The sequence below is a fragment of the Photorhabdus tasmaniensis genome, from assembly GCF_011189505.1.
Classification (GTDB): Bacteria; Pseudomonadota; Gammaproteobacteria; order Enterobacterales; family Enterobacteriaceae; genus Photorhabdus; species Photorhabdus tasmaniensis.
Genome location: NZ_PUJU01000155.1, coordinates 1 through 1,249, shown reverse-complemented (window position 1 = coordinate 1,249; position 1,249 = coordinate 1). Strand labels below are relative to the sequence as shown.

1 protein-coding gene is annotated in these 1,249 nt (G+C 47.7%); it reads right to left on the bottom strand.

The window, feature by feature from the left end:
• Positions 1-20: 20 nt before the first annotated feature.
• Complete coding sequence (locus C5471_RS23280; RefSeq protein WP_133813838.1) at positions 21-1,154, bottom strand: ISAs1 family transposase; 1,134 nt, start codon at positions 1,152-1,154, stop codon at positions 21-23.
• Positions 1,155-1,249: the final 95 nt, after the last annotated feature.

Sequence of the window (1,249 nt, the reverse complement as noted above, 5' to 3'; positions counted from 1 at the left end):
CAGGGTGAGAGCGTGAGTGTTCATTGTTTAACCATCGAGCATAATCCTGCTATTAACACCTTGTCCATATAGGCACTATTCATACTGGTCATCTTCCGTTTGCGCCGAATACTGGCTTTTTCACTGGTTTCTGCCCTCAGCATATTGAGAGACAGATGTCGCATACAGGCTAAAATCTCTGCGGAGTCACCACGACAAATAGTACACGCATCTTCATTCATTGAGACATCAAGGACCCAGTGGACACGATTTTCAATTCCCCAATGACCACGCACTGCCGCCGCAAAGCGTGCCGGTTCCAATTCAGCAGAGCTGATATAATATCGATACGCCAGTGATTCTTTGCCTGATTTTTCAAGGCGATAACCCATTGCCACACCGATGCTTTTTACCCCTTTCCAGGCCGGAAATTGCTGCCCCAGTTCATCCGCAGGTAACACATGATATTCTCGGGCTTCAATGCGCCCATGGTCTTGTTCTATCGTCACATTTTCTTTGGTACTGCTCGCCGTAGTTTTCGCCGCCAGGGCCTGTTTGACTGCCCGGTACAAGCGTTCCTGATTGCCTTTCACCGCTAGCAGGTAGTCGCCTCCCTGATGAAGGCTCTTTTCTGCAATTTGGGTTTGACACCCCATCGCATCAATAGACACCAGACAACCTTTAATATCCAGCAAATGAATCCATTTCGGGATGGCTTTAATTTCATTGGATTTATGCCCGGTTTTTAGCTGTCCCATCACCACGCCATTAGTGGTCGCAAAGGCGCTGACCATATGGATAGCCAATTGTCGTGTGTTGCCGTTGCCGGTTCCTCGCAATGTCTTGCCATCAATCGCAATAATTTCCCCTTCGGTACGTTTGTTCACAGCCTGAACCCAGTGAATAAAACATGACTGAAATTGGGCGGGATCGAGGCGGGAGATAATACGTGCTATCGTATCATGAACAGGCAACCCTGTTTGAAACAGCCCCTTTTGCTGAAGCCAATCGAGGCGCATTTTCCCGAAATCTTCAATATCTTCCCATCCTTCCGCCCCGGCGATAACAGCGCACATGGTCAGAAAAAGCACGTCAAACAAGGGGTAACTGATTTTGGCCGATTGGCGAGGATCTTGTAATTTGCCGAAATACTGAGAAAAAGCGTCGATATTCATGGGGGCACTCCTGAAAAAAGGAGTATGAGATCATAAGTAGCTCCGTGGGTCAAACTGAACGATTTTGATTAAATAACGTTCGCGATCTCACCCTA